The sequence below is a fragment of the Pseudomonas sp. No.117 genome (assembly GCF_054558395.1).
The window spans coordinates 145,600-160,128 of the sequence record NZ_BAAJNP010000010.1; the positions used below are offsets into that span (position 1 = coordinate 145,600).

At 65.9% G+C, this 14,529-nt stretch carries 18 protein-coding genes; 4 read left to right on the top strand and 14 right to left on the bottom strand.

Annotated features, from left to right (window positions below):
- Nucleotides 1-34 precede the first annotated feature (34 nt).
- From ACYJP6_RS23315 to ACYJP6_RS23360, 10 genes are all read right to left on the bottom strand, one after another.
- Nucleotides 35-1,339 (bottom strand): homoserine dehydrogenase, encoded by a 1,305-nt coding sequence (locus tag ACYJP6_RS23315; RefSeq protein WP_459478310.1) that lies wholly within the window; start codon nt 1,337-1,339, stop codon nt 35-37.
- Between the two features lie 63 nt (nt 1,340-1,402).
- Entirely contained in the window at nt 1,403-2,128 is a 726-nt protein-coding gene (locus ACYJP6_RS23320) for a disulfide isomerase DsbC N-terminal domain-containing protein (RefSeq protein WP_459478312.1), read from the bottom strand.
- Nucleotides 2,129-2,191: 63 nt separating this feature from the next.
- Nucleotides 2,192-3,082: a site-specific tyrosine recombinase XerD gene (gene xerD, locus ACYJP6_RS23325; RefSeq protein WP_459478314.1), complete on the bottom strand. Its 891-nt coding sequence runs from the start codon at nt 3,080-3,082 to the stop codon at nt 2,192-2,194.
- Entirely contained in the window at nt 3,079-3,492 is a 414-nt protein-coding gene (locus ACYJP6_RS23330) for an acyl-CoA thioesterase (RefSeq protein WP_459478316.1), read from the bottom strand. Before ACYJP6_RS23330 ends, xerD begins: the two co-directional genes overlap by 4 nt.
- Nucleotides 3,493-3,557: 65 nt before the next feature.
- A complete protein-coding gene (gene rplS / locus ACYJP6_RS23335; RefSeq protein ID WP_007160957.1) occupies nt 3,558-3,908 on the bottom strand; it encodes a 50S ribosomal protein L19 in 351 nt (116 codons plus the stop codon).
- Between the two features lie 42 nt (nt 3,909-3,950).
- Nucleotides 3,951-4,691, bottom strand: coding sequence for a tRNA (guanosine(37)-N1)-methyltransferase TrmD (gene trmD, locus ACYJP6_RS23340; protein ID WP_058763822.1), 741 nt, complete (start codon nt 4,689-4,691; stop codon nt 3,951-3,953).
- 3 nt (nt 4,692-4,694) lie between these two features.
- The gene (gene rimM, locus ACYJP6_RS23345) at nt 4,695-5,231 is read right to left on the bottom strand and encodes a ribosome maturation factor RimM (RefSeq protein WP_459478318.1); all 537 of its coding nucleotides are present in this window, start codon (nt 5,229-5,231) and stop codon (nt 4,695-4,697) included.
- A gap of 5 nt (nt 5,232-5,236) precedes the next feature.
- A complete protein-coding gene (gene rpsP, locus ACYJP6_RS23350) occupies nt 5,237-5,485 on the bottom strand; it encodes a 30S ribosomal protein S16 (protein WP_059230136.1) in 249 nt (82 codons plus the stop codon).
- Between the two features lie 250 nt (nt 5,486-5,735).
- Nucleotides 5,736-7,115, bottom strand: a complete 1,380-nt coding sequence (gene ffh, locus ACYJP6_RS23355) for a signal recognition particle protein (protein WP_145007043.1) — start codon at nt 7,113-7,115, stop codon at nt 5,736-5,738.
- 187 nt (nt 7,116-7,302) lie between these two features.
- Nucleotides 7,303-7,389, bottom strand: a complete 87-nt coding sequence (locus tag ACYJP6_RS23360) for a small membrane protein YohP (RefSeq protein ID WP_108582491.1) — start codon at nt 7,387-7,389, stop codon at nt 7,303-7,305.
- A gap of 157 nt (nt 7,390-7,546) precedes the next feature.
- Here ACYJP6_RS23360 and ACYJP6_RS23365 point away from each other — a divergent pair, with 157 nt between their 5' ends.
- Complete coding sequence (locus ACYJP6_RS23365; RefSeq protein ID WP_459478321.1) at nt 7,547-8,347, top strand: cytochrome C assembly family protein; 801 nt, start codon at nt 7,547-7,549, stop codon at nt 8,345-8,347.
- A 190-nt stretch (nt 8,348-8,537) separates the two neighbouring features.
- The gene (locus tag ACYJP6_RS23370) at nt 8,538-9,842 is read left to right on the top strand and encodes an MFS transporter (RefSeq protein ID WP_459478323.1); all 1,305 of its coding nucleotides are present in this window, start codon (nt 8,538-8,540) and stop codon (nt 9,840-9,842) included.
- Nucleotides 9,843-9,902: 60 nt separating this feature from the next.
- Here the strand turns inward: ACYJP6_RS23370 and purT are convergent, their stop codons facing one another.
- The 3 genes from purT to ACYJP6_RS23385 all read right to left on the bottom strand — a co-directional run bounded on the left by purT (nt 9,903) and on the right by ACYJP6_RS23385 (nt 11,968).
- Nucleotides 9,903-11,084 (bottom strand): formate-dependent phosphoribosylglycinamide formyltransferase, encoded by a 1,182-nt coding sequence (gene purT, locus ACYJP6_RS23375; protein ID WP_459478324.1) that lies wholly within the window; start codon nt 11,082-11,084, stop codon nt 9,903-9,905.
- Between the two features lie 21 nt (nt 11,085-11,105).
- A complete protein-coding gene (locus ACYJP6_RS23380; protein WP_145007035.1) occupies nt 11,106-11,303 on the bottom strand; it encodes a DUF1289 domain-containing protein in 198 nt (65 codons plus the stop codon).
- 77 nt (nt 11,304-11,380) lie between these two features.
- On the bottom strand, nt 11,381-11,968 hold the full coding sequence (locus ACYJP6_RS23385) for a CoA pyrophosphatase (protein ID WP_459478327.1): 588 nt from the start codon (nt 11,966-11,968) through the stop codon (nt 11,381-11,383).
- Nucleotides 11,969-12,095: 127 nt separating this feature from the next.
- On the opposite strand from ACYJP6_RS23385, the gene ACYJP6_RS23390 reads away from it, so the two are divergent.
- Nucleotides 12,096-12,650: an NUDIX hydrolase gene (locus ACYJP6_RS23390; RefSeq protein ID WP_459478329.1), complete on the top strand. Its 555-nt coding sequence runs from the start codon at nt 12,096-12,098 to the stop codon at nt 12,648-12,650.
- A gap of 86 nt (nt 12,651-12,736) precedes the next feature.
- Nucleotides 12,737-13,210 (top strand): L,D-transpeptidase family protein, encoded by a 474-nt coding sequence (locus ACYJP6_RS23395; protein WP_459478454.1) that lies wholly within the window; start codon nt 12,737-12,739, stop codon nt 13,208-13,210.
- A 163-nt stretch (nt 13,211-13,373) separates the two neighbouring features.
- On the opposite strand, the gene ACYJP6_RS23400 is transcribed toward ACYJP6_RS23395, so the two are convergent.
- Entirely contained in the window at nt 13,374-14,528 is a 1,155-nt protein-coding gene (locus ACYJP6_RS23400) for an ABC transporter ATP-binding protein (protein ID WP_459478330.1), read from the bottom strand.
- Between the last annotated feature and the right edge of the window lies 1 nt (nt 14,529).

Consider the following 14,529-nt stretch of genomic DNA (forward strand, 5'->3'; position numbering starts at 1 on the left):
GGAAAGACGGCGGCGCCGGGCGCCGCCAGGCTGCTCAGTTCAGGTGCTCGACGCGGATGCGGACGACGTCGCCGACGACGTCATCCAGGGCTTCCAGGGCGGCGATGGCCTCGACCATGTGGCGCTCGATCACCCGGTGGGTGATAAGGATCATGGGCACCAGGCCGTCATGCTCCTCGGCTTCCTTCTGCATGATGGATTCGATGTTGATGCCGCGCGCCGAGAGGATGCTCGCCACCTGGGCCAGTACGCCCGGATGATCCTTGGCCTGGATGCGCAGATAGTAGGCGCTCTCGCAGGACTCGATCGGCAGCACCGGATGGTCGGACAGCGCATCGGGCTGGAAGGCCAGGTGCGGCACGCGATTCTCCGGATCCGAGGTCATGGCGCGGACCACGTCCACCAGGTCGGCCACCACCGCCGAAGCGGTGGGTTCGCGCCCGGCACCGGCACCGTAGAACAGCGTCGAGCCGACGGCATCGCCATTGACCATCACCGCGTTCATCACGCCGTTGACGTTGGCGATCAGGCGATCGGCCGGGATCAGCGTCGGATGCACCCGCAGCTCGATGCCCTGGTCGGTGCTGCGCGCCACGCCCAGGTGCTTGATGCGATAGCCCAGCGCCTCGGCGTAGCCGACGTCGGCCGTGGTCAGCCGGGTGATGCCCTCGGTGTAGGCCTTGTCGAATTGCAGCGGGATGCCGAAGGCGATGGAGGCCAGGATGGTCAGCTTGTGGGCGGCATCGATGCCTTCCACGTCGAAGGTCGGATCGGCCTCGGCATAGCCCAGCGCCTGGGCTTCGGCCAGGACATCGGGAAAGGTGCGACCCTTCTCGCGCATCTCGGAGAGGATGAAGTTGCCGGTGCCGTTGATGATGCCGGCCACCCAGTTGATGCGGTTGGCCGCCAGGCCCTCGCGCAGCGCCTTGATCACCGGGATGCCGCCGGCCACCGAGGCCTCGAAGGCGACGATCACGCCCTGCTCGCGCGCCTTGGCGAAGATTTCGTTGCCGTGCACGGCGATCAGCGCCTTGTTGGCGGTGACCACGTGCTTGCCATTGGCGATGGCGCGCAGCACCAGCTCGCGGGCCAGGGTGTAGCCGCCGATCAATTCGACGACCACGTCGATCTCGGGATTGTCGGCCACCGCCAGGACATCGGCGGTGATCGGCGTGCTGCCGGTGTCGCAATGGGGGTTCGGCCGGCGCTGGGCGATCTGCGCCACCTCGATACCGCGTCCGGCGCGCCGGGCGATTTCCTCGGCGTTGCGCTTGAGTACGTTGAAGGTCCCGCTGCCCACGGTACCCAGACCACAGATGCCTACTTTGACCGGCTTCACACCCTTATCCCCATGTCGTATGGTGCCGCTCCGCGGCTCCGTTTGAAGTCTTCGTGACGGCGCCTAGCGCGCGCTGATGGCAGCTTCCGCCAGCTGGTCGGCCGGCTGGTAGCCGGGAATCATCTGGCCGTTGGCGAGGATGATCGCCGGCGTGCCCTGGATCCCCATGTTCTGCCCCAGCGCGAATTGCTGGGCGACCGGATTCTGGCAGCTCTCGGACTTGACCTCACGCCCGGTAAACATCTGGCTCAGCGCCGCCGGCTTGTCCTTGGCGCACCACACCGCTTCCAGCTGCTTGGAACCCGGCGAGCCCATGCCCTGGCGCGGGAAGGCCAGGTAGCGTACCTCGATGCCGCGCTTGTTCAGCTCGGGCACCTCGGCGTGCAGCTTCTGGCAATAGGGGCAGGTGGTGTCGGTGAAGACGGTGATATGTGCCTTGGTCTCGCCCTGGGCGGGAAAGACGATCATCTGGCTGCGGTCGAGACCGTTGATCTGCCGCGCCACGGCGACGTTCTCGGCCTTCTCGGTCAGGTTGGCGGCCTTGCCGTCCTTCACCTGGTAGAGATAGCCCTGCATGACGAACTGGCCGTCGCCACTGGCGTAGAGCACGCGACCGCCCTTGAGCTGGACCTGGTAGAGGCCGTCCAGCGGACTCTTGGCGATGGATTCGATGGCGAGATTGGGCTGCAGCGCGGTCAGGCTCTGGCGAATGGCCTGCTCAGGTTCGGCCTGAGCCAGTTGCACGCCGAGCCCCAGGCAAGCGGCGAGCAACAGTTGGGAAATACGCATGTTCGACTCCTGTTGAGACGCCGGCAAGCCTACCACAGACCTGCCGGCTACGGCGGTCCCGCCCTACCCCCGCGGATGGTGCTGGGCGTGCAGTTGCTGCAGCCGCACCCGGGCGACATGGGTGTAGATCTGGGTGGTGGAAAGACTGGTATGGCCGAGCAGCATCTGCACCGTGCGCAGGTCCGCGCCGTGATTGAGCAGATGGGTGGCGAAGGCGTGCCTCAGGGTATGCGGCGACAGCGAGGTGCGGATGCCGGCCACCTGGGCATGCAACTTGATGCGGTGCCAGAAGGTCTGCCGGGTCATGGGCTTGCCCCTCTGGCTGGGAAAGAGGATGTCGCCCGGCTGGCCGCCCAGCAGCAGCGGCCGCGCCGTCTTGAGATAGTCTTCCAGCCAGGCGATGGCCTCCTCGCCCAGGGGAATCAGCCGCTCCTTGCTGCCCTTGCCGAAGACCCGCAGTGAACCCTCGCGCAGATTGATCTCGTCCAGGGTCAGGCTGATCAGCTCGGTCACCCGCAACCCGGTGGCATAGAGCACCTCGAGCATGGTGCGATCGCGCAGGCCCAGGCTGTCCTCGGTATCCGGCGCCGCCAGCAGGGCCTCCACGTCCGCCTCGGACAGGCTCTTGGGCAGCGGCGCCCCCAGTTGCGGCATGCTCACCAGCAGCGTCGGGTCCTCGGCGATCCGCCCTTCGCGCACGCTGTACTTGTAGAAGCTGCGCAGGCCCGAGAGAAAGCGCGCGGTGGAGCGTGCCTGGTAGCCTTCGCTGAGCCGCCAGCCGAGGTGGTCGAGCACGGCGTCGCGGCCGACGGTCTCCAGGGTCAGGCCCCTGCCCTCCAGCCAGCGGGCGAAGGCCAGCAGATCGGTGCGGTAGGCGCTGCGGGTATGGGGCGACAGGCCCTTTTCCAGCCACAGGGCGTCGAGGAATTCTTCGATCAGCCGCTCGCCGTTCACTCGGCGAATCCGGGCAGGACCGGCGTCGGCTTGCCCGCCTCGTCGACGGCGACGAAGCTGAAGGCGCCATTGATGGCGCGTTCACGCCCTTCCGCGAGCATGCCTTCGACGAAGACCTCGACCTGCACCTTGACGCTGGTGTTGCCGACCTTCACCACCCGCCCGATCAATTCGACGATGGAGCCGGCGGGAATGGGATGGTTGAAATCGATGCGGTCGGTGGAGACCGTCACCAGCGGCTTGCGGCAGAAGCGCGTCGCCGTGATGAAGGACACCTCGTCCATCCAGGCCAGGGCGGTGCCGCCGAACAAGGTGTCGTGGTGGTTGGTGGTGGGCGGGAACACCGCCTTGGCCACCCGGGTTTCCGACAGCGCGGTACGCCGCTGGATTTCCGCTTCGCGGGTCGTCATGTCTTACCTCGAACCTCAGAAACGAAAAAAGCAGCCGAAGCTGCTTTTTTCTGGTCACGCCGCGATCAGGAAAGCTTTTCCTTGATGCGGGCAGCCTTGCCGGACAGCTCGCGCAGGTAGTACAGCTTGGCCTTACGCACGTCGCCGCGACGCTTGACGCTCAGGCTGTCGACCAGCGGGCTGTAGGTCTGGAAGGTACGCTCGACGCCAACACCGTTGGAGATCTTGCGCACGGTGAAGGCACTGTTCAGGCCGCGGTTACGCTTGCCGATCACCACGCCTTCGAAGGCCTGCAGACGCTGACGGTCGCCTTCCTTCACCTTAACCTGGACAATCACGGTGTCGCCGGGGGCGAACGCCGGGATTTCTTTGTTCATCTGCTCAGCTTCGATCTGGGCAATGATTTTGTTGGTCATGTCACTCTGCTCCTAAGACAGGCCGCGGCCCGCCATCGATACCTAACTATCGTTCCGCTGACGAAGATATTCCGCCAACAGGTTCTGCTCTTCTCCAGAAAGCGAGCGGCCATCCAGAAGATCGGCGCGTCGCTCCGCAGTGCGTCCCAGGGACTGCTGCAGGCGCCAGCGCCGGATATGCTCGTGGTTACCACTGAGCAACACGTCGGGTACGCGACGGCCCTCGTACACCTCGGGTCGGGTGTAGTGCGGGCAATCGAGCAGGCCGTCGGTGAACGAGTCCTGCTCGGCGGAATCCACATGCCCCAAGGCTCCGGGCAGCAGTCGCGTGACCCCATCGATCAGCACCATAGCCGGCAATTCACCGCCGGACAGCACATAGTCGCCAATCGACCATTCCTCATCCACGTGCGTCTCGATGAAACGCTCGTCGATGCCTTCGTAACGCCCGGCGATGAGGATCAGATGCTCCTCCTGCGCCAGTTCCCGTACCGCCGCCTGGTCGAGCTTGCGACCCTGGGGGGACAGGTAGATCACCTTCGCCGCCGCCGACTCACCCTTGGCATCGGCTAGGGCGCGCTCCAGCGGCTGGATCTTCATGACCATCCCGGGACCGCCGCCGAAGGGCCGGTCGTCCACGGTCTGGTGGCGATCCTCGGTATAGCTGCGCGGGTTGTAGCAGGTCAGCTCCAGGAGCCCCTGCTTCATCGCGCGGCCGCTCACGCCATAGGCGCTCACGGCCTCGAACATCTCGGGGAAGATGCTGATGACATCGATACGCATGGATTAGAAATCCGCGTCCCAGTCGACCTGCATCTCACCCTTGGCCAGATCCACCGCCAGCACGAACTGGTCCGGCAGGTAAGGCAACAGACGCTCACGATCGTCGAGGCTGCCAGCACAGGGCTTGACCACCATGACGTCGTTGGCCCCGGTCTCCAGCAGATGATCCACCACGCCCAGCCACTGGCCTTCGCGATTGATCACCTTGAGACCTTCCAGCTGATGCCAGTAGTAATCACCGGCGCCCAGCTGGGGCAATTCGCTGCGCGGCACGCAGATCTCGAAACCGGCCATGAGGCGGGCTTCTTCGCGATCGTCCAGGCCCTGCAGCCGTACCGTCAGGACCTTGCCGTGCAACCGTCCGCCGAGCACCTTGGCCTGCCGGGTCTCGCCATCGCGCCTTAGCGTCCAGGTTCGATAGTCCAGCAGGTTATCGAGGGGATCGGTGAACGAGTAGATCTTGAGCTCACCCCGTACGCCGAAGACCGAGACAATCTTGCCCAGGACCACCAGGTCGGGGGCGGAGGTCGGCGTACTCATGGTCTTCAGGCGGTAGCCTGAGCGCTCTTGAGCAGCTGAGCGACGCGCTCGGACGGCTGGGCGCCCTGCGACAGCCAGTAGTTGGCACGCTCTTGGTCCACCGACAGACGAACTTCGGCGCCGCTGGCGATCGGGTTGAAGAAACCGATGCGCTCGACGAAGCGACCATCGCGCGCATTGCGGCTGTTGGTCACGGTCAGGTGGTAGAAGGGGCGCTTCTTGGAGCCGCCACGGGCTAGACGGATGGTTACCATTGAACTTCGTTCCTGTAGTCGGTGCTTGAAACAGTGGGCACGCTGGGCCACATGGCCCGAAAGGCCGCATATTCTAAGGGCTGTCACCCCATTTGCCAATGGCTTTCAACGAAGCTCCCGGCAATGGGGTGAGACGGAGATCCGCGAGGCGAAGCCCCGTCGCTCGCGAAGGCGCACCAGCGCTGGCGCCTGCCCCTCTCGCAGAGCCGCTTCCGCGGCCGACCGTCTGGCGACGGGCGGCACCCGCGGGTCACATCTTGGGCATGCCGCCGCCGGGAAACATGCTGCCCATGCCGCGCATCATCTTGGCCATGCCACCCTTGGCGGTGACCTTCTTCATCATCTTCTGCATCTGCTTGTGCTGCTTGATGAGGCGGCCGACGTCCTGCACCTGGGTGCCGGAGCCGAGGGCGATACGCTTCTTGCGCGACCCGCTGATCAGCTCCGGATCGCGGCGCTCGGCCGGGGTCATGGAGTCGATGATGGCTTCCATCTGCTTGAAGTGCTTCTCGGCCGCGCCCTGGGCGTTGCCCATTTGCTGGATGTTCATGCCGCCCATCATGGTCGGCAGCTTGTCCATCAAGGAACCCAGGCCGCCCATGTTCTTCATCTGGCGCAGCTGGTCGCGGAAGTCTTCGAGGTCGAAGCCCTTGCCCTTCTTGAGCTTCTTGGCCAGCTTGTCGGCCTTCTCGCGATCCAGGGTCTGCTCGGCCTGCTCGATCAGCGAGAGGACGTCGCCCATGCCGAGGATGCGCGAGGCGACGCGATCCGGGTGGAAGGGGTCGAGGGCTTCGCTCTTCTCGCCCATGCCGATGAACTTGATCGGCTTGCCGGTGATGTGGCGCACCGACAGGGCGGCACCGCCGCGGGCGTCGCCGTCGACCTTGGTCAGGATCACGCCGGTGAGCGGCAGGGCGTCGTTGAAGGCCTTGGCGGTGTTGGCGGCGTCCTGGCCGGTCATGGCATCGACCACGAACAGGGTCTCGGCCGGCTTGGTGGCGGCATGGACCTGCTGGATCTCCGCCATCATCTCGCTATCGATGTGCAGGCGACCGGCGGTGTCGACGATGACCACGTCGATGAACTTGAGCTTGGCCTCGCGGATGGCGGCCTGGGCGATGTCCACCGGCTTCTGGCTGATGTCGGAGGGGAAGAAGGTGACGCCCACCTCCCCCGCCAGGGTTTCCAGCTGCTTGATGGCGGCCGGGCGGTAGACGTCGGCGGAGACGACCATGACGGTCTTCTTCTTGCGCTCCTTGAGGAAGCGCGCCAGCTTGCCGGCGGTGGTGGTCTTGCCCGCGCCCTGCAGGCCGGCCATGAGGATGACCGCTGGCGGCGCCACGTTGAGCGCCAGGTCCTCGTTGGCCGCGCCCATGATGGCTTCGAGCTCGGCGCGCACGATCTTCACGAAGGCCTGGCCCGGGGTCAGGCTCTTGGACACCTCGGTGCCGACCGCCCGCTCCTTGACCCGGTTGACGAACTCCTTGACCACCGGCAAGGCCACGTCCGCCTCGAGCAGCGCCATGCGCACCTCGCGCAGGGTGTCCTTGATGTTGTCTTCGGTGAGCTTGGCCTTGCCGGTAATGTGGCGCAGGCTTTGGGACAGGCGATCTGTGAGATTCTCGAACATGCGGACATCCAGGGCGGAAACGGCGGCTGACCGGCAAGTATAACGAAAGAGCGCCGGCCCAGGGATAGTCGCGGGCAAGCGCGGAGCGGGTAGCGGTCGGCGGTACGGGAGCTGGCCGGGTGTCTGGAGCGACAGGAAGGCCGGGAGGCAGGCACCGGCGGAGCGACGGTGCCCGGAAGGTGCAGGGTCAGAAGATCAGCGAGAAGATGCCGATGACCACCACCAGACCGATCAGGAAAATGATGCCCATGGTACCGCCGAGAAATTTAAGCATGGTCGAGACTTCCTAAGGGGATGTAGCTCATGGGACCGCCCGGCGGCGGCAGGGGTTCGACCCGCCGGGCCGGCGGGCGCCAGAGCGTGCCCCGGACTTTCTGTGCTGCCCGGTCTGTGCCACACTCGTCCGCTTTCCGCCCTGCTGAATCCGGACCATGCACGCCCTGCTGCCCACCCTCCTGGCCGCCGCCCTCTATCTGCTCGCGACCCTCTACCAGGGCAGTTGCCTGCTGCGCAAACAACCGTCGAACAAGCCCCTGGTCCTGGGCGCCGGCATCCTGGCCCTGCTGCCCCATGCCCTGGCCGTCTACCTGCAGCTGATCCTCGAACCGACCCTGAGCCTGGACTTCTTCGACGCTTCGAGCCTGATCTCGGCGACCGCCATCGCGCTGATGCTGATCGGCTGCCTGCGCATGCCGCTGCAACCGCTGCTGGTGCTGATCTACCCCCTCGGCGCGGTGACCGCGCTGCTGGCCGAATTCGTGCCGCCGGGCACCGTGGCGCCGCTGGACGTCTCGCCGAAGATCGTGGTGCACGTGCTGCTGTCGATCATCGCCTATGGCCTGTTCACCCTGGCGGTATTGCAGTCATTGCTGCTGCTGATCCAGGATCGCCAACTGAAGAACAAGCATCCGTCCGGGCTGATCCGCAGCTTTCCACCGCTGCAGACCATGGAAAGCCTGCTGTTCGGCTTTCTCTGGGCCGGCTGGGTGGTACTGTCGCTGTCGCTGATCTCCGGCTGGTTCTTCGTCGAAGACATGTTCGCCCAGCACCTGGTGCACAAGACGGTGCTCTCCTGCATCGCCTGGGTGGTCTTCGGCATCCTGCTGTGGGGCCGCAATCGCCTGGGCTGGCGCGGCCACCGGGCGATCCGCTGGACCCTGCTGGGCTTCATCCTGCTGATGCTGGCGTACTTCGGTAGCAAGCTGGTGCGGGAATTCATCCTGCATCGTTGACAGTGGTCCTTCCGCTACCCGCATAATCGGACGACCGAACCACGTTCGGCGCGATCCCGGCCAACAGCCAGGTCGCGCCCGGCACGTCACAATCAGGCCGTCCCGCCCGTCCCTATCCCTGGACAACCGCTGCCCCATCGGGCCGCCCCGGCAGACGCCTCCTATAAGAACGACTGCCCGGTACCCCTGCATGGCCACGACCGCTGCCGCCTTCGATACCGCTACCCCCGCACCCCGCAATTCCCCGACCCGCGTGGCCACCGCCAGCTTCATCGGCACCGCCATCGAGTTCTACGATTTCTACGTCTATGCCACGGCCGCCGCCCTGGTGATCGGCCCGGTGTTCTTTCCCCAGGGCTCGGGCGTGGCCCAGACCCTGAGCGCCTTCATCACCTTCGGCATCGCCTTCCTGGCGCGCCCCCTGGGCTCGCTGCTGTTCGGCCATTTCGGCGACCGCCTCGGACGCAAGTCCACCCTGGTGGCCTCGCTGCTGCTGATGGGTATCTCCACCACCCTGATCGGCCTCCTGCCCGGCTACGCCAGCATCGGCGTCTGGGCACCGATCCTGCTCTGCGTGCTGAGATTCGGCCAGGGCCTGGGCCTGGGCGGCGAATGGGGCGGCGCGGCGCTGCTCGCCACCGAGAATGCCCCGCCCGGCAAGCGCGCCTGGTTCGGCATGTTCCCCCAGCTCGGCCCTTCCATCGGCTTCTTGATGGCCAACGGCCTGTTCCTGGCCCTGGCGCTGCTGCTGGACGAGGAGCAGTTCCGCGCCTGGGGCTGGCGCATCCCCTTCCTGCTCAGCGCCCTGCTGGTGGTGGTCGGGCTCTATGTGCGGCTGTCGTTGCACGAGACCCCGGTGTTCGCCGAAGCCATGGCCCGGCGCGAGAACCTGCGCCTGCCCATGGTCGAGACCTTCGGCCGGCACGGCAAGGCAGTGCTGCTCGGCGCCCTGAGCATGGTGGTGTGCTACGCCCTCTTCTACATCTCCACGGTGTTCTCGCTGAGCTACGGAGTGAAGAACCTCGGCTACAGCCGCCAGGAATTCCTCGGCCTGCTCTGCGTGGCGGTGCTGTTCATGGCCCTGGCCACGCCGCTGTCGGCCTGGCTGGCCGATCGCTTCGGACGCAAGCCGGTGCTGGCCGCCAGCGCCCTCGCCGCCCTGCTGTCGGGCTTCGCCATGGAGCCGCTGCTGACCCACGGCTCGAGCCAGGCGGTCGGCCTGTTCCTGGCCCTGGAGCTGTTCCTCATGGGCATGACCTTCGGCCCCATGGGCGCCCTGCTGCCGGAAATCTTCCCCACCCAGGTGCGCTACACCGGTGCCTCGGCGGCCTACAACCTGGGCGGCATCCTCGGCGCCTCCCTGGCGCCCTACGCCGCCCAGCAACTGGTGGAAGCCGGTGGCCTGAGCTGGGTGGGCGGCTACGTCTCGGCGGCGGCGGCCATTAGTCTGGTGGCAGTGCTCTGCATGCGCGAGACGCGCGACCAGTCACTGTAGATTTCTCTACCCAATAAAAAAGGGCCCCGCGGGGCCCTTTTTCGTGGCGCGCAGCCGGCGTTACAGCTCGACCTTCACTGCCTGGGACGCGCGGACGGCCTTGGCGCGAGCGGCCTCGATGCTTTCGTCCCGGGCCAGGGCGACGCCCATGCGGCGCTGTCCCTTGATCTCGGGCTTGCCGAACAGGCGCAGCGCGGTGTCCGGCTCTTCCAGGGCGGCACCCAGGTTGGCGAAGGCGGTCTGGCGCGAGTCGCCGTCGACCAGGATCACCGCCGACGCCGAAGGGCCGAACTGGCGGATAGTCGGGATCGGCAGGCCGAGGATGGCGCGGGCGTGCAGGGCAAATTCGGAGAGGTCCTGGGAGATCAGGGTCACCAGGCCAGTGTCGTGGGGACGTGGCGAGACTTCGCTGAACCAGACCTGGTCGCCCTTGACGAACAGCTCGACGCCGAACAGGCCACGGCCGCCCAGGGCCTCGGTCACGGCGCGGGCGACCCGCTCGGATTCGGCCAGGGCCTTCTCGCTCATGGCCTGGGGCTGCCAGGACTCGTGGTAGTCGCCCTTGACCTGGCGATGACCAACCGGCGCGCAGAAGGCGGTGCCGCCGACATGGCGCACGGTCAGCAGGGTGATTTCGTAGTCGAAGTCGACGAAGCCCTCGACGATCACCCGGCCCTTGCCGGCGCGACCGCCTTCCTGGGCGTACTGCCAGGCGGCCTGCAGCTCGTCGGCGCTGCGCAGCAGGCTCTGGCCCTTACCCGAGGAACTCATGATCGGCTTGACCACGCAGGGATAACCCAGCGCCTCGGCGGCGGCGGCATAGTCTTCGTAGGTGTCGGCGAAATGGTACGGCGAGGTGGGCAGGCCCAGCTCCTCGGCGGCCAGGCGGCGGATGCCTTCGCGATTCATGGTGAGCTGGGCCGCGCGGGCGGTGGGCACCACGGTGTAACCCTCACCTTCCAGCTCCACCAGGGTGGCGGTGGCGATGGCCTCGATCTCCGGCACGATGAAGTGCGGCTGCTCGCGCTCGATCACCGCGCGCAGGGCGGCGCCGTCGAGCATGTCGATGACGTGGCTGCGGTGGGCGACCTGCATGGCCGGCGCATCGGCATAGCGATCCACGGCGATGACCTCGACGCCCAGGCGCTGCAGTTCGATGACGACTTCCTTGCCCAGTTCGCCGGAGCCGCAGAGCAGCACGCGGGTGGCGCTGGGGGACAGGGGGGTACCGATACGGGGCATGACAGATCTCTCCGGCTGATGTCAGGTGAGGAAGGCCGCACCACCGGCCCGCGCCCGCTCGTCGCAGCGCACCAGCACCTCGCGGCGCTCGGCGTCACTCATGGACATCCAGCGGGTGATCTCGGCGGCGCTGCGCTGGCAACCGATGCAGATGTCCTGTTCGTCCAGGGCACAGACATGGACGCAGGGCGAACGCACGGGTGAATCGGCGGTGGTCATGCGGCTTCCCTCGAATGGCCGCGCATTGTGCCCGTTATGACCCGTCTTGGCATGTGCCTTTACCTTGTCGAGAGCACTCAATCCCGCCGGGGCGGCGCCTTGAGCACGATGCCGGCGTCATACAGCAGGTTGACCAGTTCGACGATGATCACCGCGGTCAACCCCCAGATGCGGTGATCCCCATATTGATAGCTGGGCACCTGCCAGCGCCGGCCGTCGTGGTCGACCCTGAGGGTGAAGTCCGGCGGCACCTCGCAGAAGAACTGCAGCGGCACGGTGAAGATCGCGGCGATCTCGGCTTCGCTGGGGACGTATTCGAGCTGAGCGGGAATCAGGGCGACGATGGGCGTGACCGCCAGGCCATAGCGCGACACCAGCGGACTCAGGGGCGCGATCACCTCCACCAGGCCGGGCGGCAGGCCGACCTCCTCCTGGGCTTCGCGCAGCGCGGTGGCGACCAGGTCGGCGTCCTCGGGGTCGCGGCGACCGCCGGGCAGCGCCACCTCGCCGCCGTGGGTGGACAGGTTGCTGGCGCGTAGGGTGAGCAGCAACTCGGGATGCTCGCCGCGGATGATGGGCACCAGCACCGCCGCCTCCTGGTAGGTCTCGCTGCCGCTCAGGGTGCGCGGCTGGTAGTGACGCAGGCGCTGGAGCAACTCATCCACGCCGGAATTCTCCCTTGGTCATCATAGCCGCTGGATCATGGCACGCCCGCCGGGCAATCCCAAGCCCAGCCATCGCTTGCGAGGCGAGCGACCACCCCGGCACACTGGGTTAAAACGAGGACGAGCCATGAAGCATTGCAACCACTGTGGCGGACTGCTGGAGGAACGCATTCCCGCCGGCGACAACCGGATGCGCCTGATCTGCAGCCAGTGCGGCGCGGTGCACTACCAGAATCCGCGGGTGGTGGCCGGCTGCCTGGCGACCTGGGAGGGTCGGGTGCTGCTCTGCCAGCGCGCCATCGAACCGCGCAAGGGTTACTGGACGCTGCCCGCCGGCTTCATGGAGAACGGCGAGACCACCACCGAGGCCGCCGCCCGCGAAACCTTCGAGGAAGCCGGGGCCAGGGTCCAAGGCCTGGAGCTCTATACCCTCTTCGACCTGCCGCACATCGACCAGATCTACATGCTGTTTCGCGGCGAGCTGGTCGACGGGCGCTTCGGCGTCGGCGAGGAAAGCCTGGACGTACGCCTTCTGGACGAAGCCGATATCCCCTGGTCGTCTCTGGCTTTTCCGACCATCAAGCGGACACTAGAATGCTTTTTCGCCGACCGTCGCCATGGCGTCTTCCCGCTGCGCCATGAAGGCATGGCGCCCATGGTGGTCGCGCCCAAGCCTGCCTGAGCTTTTCCGAGGATCTTCCCGACATGCGTCCGTTGCACCTGTTGTTGGCGCTCTGCTATGTGCTGTGCGGTTCCTTGCTTCCCCAGCTGGCCCAGGCCAGTACCAGCGTCACGGTGATCCGCCAGCCGGCTGCACCACTGATCGACAAGGTGCTGGTCATCAAGTCGCGCAATCAGTTGCAGCTGCTCAGTGGCGATACCGTGATGAAGTCCTATCGCGTCTCGCTGGGCAAGAACGCCCGCGGCCCCAAGCTGCGCGAGGGCGACCAACGCACTCCGGAAGGCTTCTATTGGATCGACTGGCGCAAGACCAGCGACAAGTTCAACCTGGCCATGCACATCTCCTACCCCAACCGGGAGGACCTGGCCCGCGCCTACAAGGCCGGCGTGCCCCCGGGCAGCATGATCATGCTGCACGGCACCCCCATCGACGAGGAGTATCCGGAGTGGTACTTCAATTCGCTGAACTGGACCAATGGCTGCATCGCCCTGACCAACCACGACATGCGCGAGATCTGGGGGCTGGTCAAGGATGGCACCCTGATCGAGATCCGCCCCTGAGAGCCTATTCAGAGGCTGCTGCGCGTCGGCCAAACTGCGTTGAAGAGGCCTTCGGAATGCTCATTTACCATTCGTAAACTCCGCTTCCTCAGGCCTCTACGCCTTGTTTGGCTCTAGCTCGCGAGCCTTTGAACAGGCTCTGAGCCGGTGGACTTCCCGCGCCCTACCCCGCTACCTGCTCCGCCGGTGAGACGATGCTGGTCTTGCCGCGGGAACGGCCGCTGCTCAGGTAGTCGGCGATGGATTCCTGGGTGACCTCGCCGAGGAAGTCGTTGTCAGCGCTGAGCACCGGCAGCCAGGAGCTGTTGAACTGGTACATGCGCGACAGCAGGATGCGCAGGTGCTCGTCGAAGGCCGCGGTGGCCTTGAACGGGGTGACGAAGGGTGCCACCGGGCCACTCTGGCCGCGCAGGTCGCGGCGGCGCACGTAGCCCAGGCCCTTGTTGGCGGCATCGGTCACCACCAGGTAGCGGCGGTCGTGCTCTTCCATCAATTCCACGGCATCGCCGATCAGGGTCTCCGCCTGGATCGAGGGGGCATTGTCGGCGGCATCCTCGGCGCGAATCAGCAGCAGACGCTTCAAGGTGCTGTCCTGGCCGACGAAGTTGCTGACGAAGTCATCCTTGGGATGGGCCAGCAGGGTATCTGGATGATCGAACTGCACCAGGCGGCCGCCGCGGAACACGGCGATCTTGTCGCCCAGGCGGATGGCCTCGTCGATGTCGTGGCTGACCATGATCACCGTCTTGTTCAGCGCCCGCTGCATCTGGAAGAACTCGTTCTGGATGGCCTCGCGGTTGATCGGATCCACCGCCCCGAAGGGTTCGTCCATCAGCAGCAGGGGTGCCTCGGCCGCCAGGGCGCGGATCACCCCGATGCGCTGCTGCTGGCCACCGGACAATTCGCGCGGATAGCGCGACAGGTACTGCTTCGGATCGAGCTGCACCATGCTCATCAACTCGGTGGCGCGCTCGCGGCACTTCTTCTTGTCCCAGCCGAGCAGCTTGGGCACCACGGTGATGTTCTCCTCGATGGTCATGTTGGGGAACAGACCGATCTGCTGGATCACGTAGCCGATGTGGCGCCGCAGCGTCACCTCGTCGATGCCGGTGGTGTCTTCGCCATTAATCAGTACCCGCCCCGAGGTGGGTTCGATGAGGCGGTTGATCATCTTCAGGGTGGTGGTCTTGCCGCAGCCGGAGGGACCGAGGAAGACGCAGATCTGGCCCTCTTCCACAGTGAGGCTCACGGCGTCCACCGCGGTCACGTCCTTGCCGTGCTGCTTGAAGGTCTTGGTCAGGCGGTCAAGTTCGATCATC